This is a genomic window from Trebonia sp., assembly GCF_030042015.1.
Classification (GTDB): domain Bacteria; phylum Actinomycetota; class Actinomycetes; order Streptosporangiales; family Streptosporangiaceae; genus Trebonia.
Window position 1 is genome coordinate 1 of record NZ_JASIAL010000125.1, and the last position, 2819, is coordinate 2819.

The 2819-nt window shown below is 70.9% G+C and carries 2 protein-coding genes and 1 pseudogene; 1 reads left to right on the plus strand and 2 read right to left on the minus strand.

Annotated elements, in window-relative coordinates; all coding sequences use genetic code 11:
- Window positions 1-551: hypothetical protein (locus Q1N79_RS06180; protein ID WP_300605473.1), on the minus strand; the 551-nt coding region annotated here is incomplete at its 3' end.
- 259 nt (window positions 552-810) lie between these two features.
- On the opposite strand from Q1N79_RS06180, the gene Q1N79_RS06185 reads away from it, so the two are divergent.
- Window positions 811-1302, plus strand: a complete 492-nt coding sequence (locus Q1N79_RS06185; RefSeq protein WP_300605475.1) for an SRPBCC family protein — start codon at window positions 811-813, stop codon at window positions 1300-1302.
- Window positions 1303-1311: 9 nt separating this feature from the next.
- On the opposite strand, the pseudogene Q1N79_RS06190 reads toward Q1N79_RS06185, so the two are convergent.
- Window positions 1312-2774 (minus strand): annotated as a pseudogene (locus tag Q1N79_RS06190) (long-chain fatty acid--CoA ligase).
- Window positions 2775-2819 lie beyond the last annotated feature (45 nt).

Sequence of the window (2819 nt, forward strand, 5' to 3'; positions counted from 1 at the left end):
AGCCACAGGTCCTGGTCGGCCCACACCCGTGCGTGGCGCTCGCCGCTGGCGGTCAGCGTCATCGTCGGGCCGTGGGCGTCGAGCACCACGGTCGCGCCGCTGTGCTCCTTGATGTAGCGCAGCGTCGCCTGCCCCACCTCGTAGTCCGTGATCGGGACGCAGACGAACACGTCCGCGTCGAGCGCCTCGCCGACGTCGGCAGGCAGGATCGGGTCCATGAAACTCGTCTGCCGCTCGACGCGCTGGCTCTCCCCGATGTACCGCAGCTCGACGCCGTCCCCGTGGTCGGCCTGCGACGTGATGCACGCGGTGTCGATGTTCGCGAAGTCCGCCAGCAGGTGCTTGACCGGGCCCTCGTCCCTGCTGCGAACGTGCGATATCGGCACGATCGTGTCGCCGTCGTCCATGAGCGCGGAGAGGGCGACCGCCGTGTACAGCGCGCACCCGTACTTGTCGAACCGGTCACCCCACTTGGTGACGACCGAGTCGCGAGGGATCGGCCCGAGCACCGCAACCTTGCGACCGTTCCGGCTTTCCGTGTCACTCGTCACGAACACCACCCCTGCTTCTCGCTCACGCACCGATGTAGGCCGGGGGGCTCAACCACAGTACATCGTCAGCACGTGCCAGGCCCGGTGCGGGTCGCGGGGGCGGGGGGAGACGCCACCGTCCGTTCGGGATGAAGATCTTTCAGCGGAACGGACCGGGGCGACTGCGCGGGGCGAGCGCGGCTACGGTCTGGTGGGGGACGTTCGGCACTTGTCCGGGCTGCGCCGGCGCGGCGGGCTGGAGTGGAAAGGTGGAGGGCCTATGACCAGGTATGACGTCGTGAACGAGGCGACGATCGCGGCGACCCCCGCGGAAATCGTCGGCGCCATCCTCGCGGAGGCGGCCGGGCGCAGCCAGTGGTGGCAGCCCGCGCTGCGGATGCGCCAGCGCGGGGACAAGCCCCTGCCCGAGATCGGGGCGGCCGTGGACTTCGCGGTCACCGGCGAGGGCCGGGTCGGCCAGCGCTGGGGGACCTCGCGTTTTTCCGGGCGGGTGACCGCTTTCGACCCGGACCGGCGGCTCGTCCTTGAGTATTTCGACGGCGACTTCCGCGGCACCGATGAATGGACACTGGTCCCCGTCGATGCCGGGCACACGCGGATCACGACGCGCTGGCGGACCGACCCGCAGGGCGCGGTGCGGCTCGCCGCCAGGTTCGTGGACGTGGCCGCCCTCTACTCCAAGGTCATGCAGGACGGGTTCCGCGCCATCGAGCGCTTCGCCGCGAGCAAAAGAGCCGGGCCCCAGGCGTAAGGCAGGCGCCTACCCGGCACTGTTGTCATACAAGGACGCGATCGAAGCCGCGTACCGCGCCGCGACGACGTCGCGGCGCACCTTGAGCGTTGGCGTCAGCTGCCCGCCGGCCTCGGTGAGGTCCTCGTCCAGGATCGCGAACCGCTTGATCGCCTCGGCCTGCGACACGCCCTTGTTGGCCTCGTCGACCGCGGCCTGGATCTCCGCCCGCAGGCCGGGGTCGTCACGAAGGTCGGCGATCGTCGCCCGTTCCTGCTTGCCGTTGTCCGCCTTCCACAGGGCGAGCGCCTCCGGGTCAACCGCCACCAGCGCGGCGATGTACGGCCTCGCGTCCCCCACGACCAGGCACTGGCTGACCAGCCAGTGGGCGCGCAGCCGGTCTTCGAGCGGAGCGGGCGCGACGTTCTTGCCCGCCGCGGTGATGATGAGGTCCTTCTTGCGCCCGGTGATCGAGAGGAACCCCTCCTCGTCGAGGGCGCCCAGGTCGCCGGTGTGCAGCCAGCCGTCCTCGTCGATCATCGCCTTGGTGGCGGCCTCGTTGTTCCAGTAGCCGCGAAAGACCATGTGCCCCTTGACGAGGATCTCGCCATCGGCCGCGATCCGGATCGCCGCGCCGGGGATTGGCCGGCCTACGGTGCCGATCTTCTGGGCGTCGGGCGTGTTCGAGTTCGTCGCGGGGCTGGTCTCGGTCAGGCCGTAGCCCTCGAGCACGTTGATGCCGCAGCCGCGGAAGAAGTGCCCGAGCCGGGTGCCGAGCGGGGCCGCCGCGCCCGCGGCACCGACAGGACCGCCGTAGGGCGGAACGCGGGCAGTTCGGCCACGGCGTCGGCGATGTCGACCAGCCCGAGGACGGTGCGCGAGTGGATCGCGCCGTACTGGATGAGCTGGGCGTAACCGTGCGCGAGCGGCAGGAACAGCAGGTTCGAGGCGCGGGAGTTGAAGACCGCGGGGAAGCCGTCGTTCAGCATGCAGTTACGGGTGTTGGCGACGATGTTGGCGTGGGTCAGCATGCAGCCCTTCGGGCGGCCGGTCGTCCCCGAGGTGTAGACGATCTCGGCGAGGTCGGCGGCCCCGCGGGTCCGGCGCCGTTCCTCGACCTGCTCCGGCGTGACATGGGCGCCGCCCGCCTTGAGGCCGGCCAGGCCGCCGAACCGGCTGCCGTCGATCTGCCACACGTGGGCGAGCGCCGGGAGCCTGGCTCGCGCCGCGGCGACCAGCCCGGCGTGCTCGTCGGTCTCGACAACGATCGCGTAGGCACCGGAGTCACCCAGGATCCATTCGAGCTGCTCCAGCGAGGACGTGGGATAGACCGGCACCATCACGCCGCCCGCGGCCAGGATCGCGTAGTCCAGCACCGTCCACTCGAACCGCGTGCGCGACATCAGCGCCACCCGGTCGCCGGGCCGGACGCCGGCGGCGATCAGGCCGGCGGCGGTGTCGCGCACCTCAGCGGCGAAATCGCGCCAGGTCACCGGCGTCCAGGTGCGGTTGGTCAGCCGTTTCAGGCCGACCTCGTC

Bases quoted from the DNA above. Each gene is read 5' to 3' on its own strand.
- Q1N79_RS06185 (WP_300605475.1), top strand. From the start codon at position 811: ATGACCAGGTATGACGTCGTGAACGAGGCGACGATCGCGGCGACCCCC.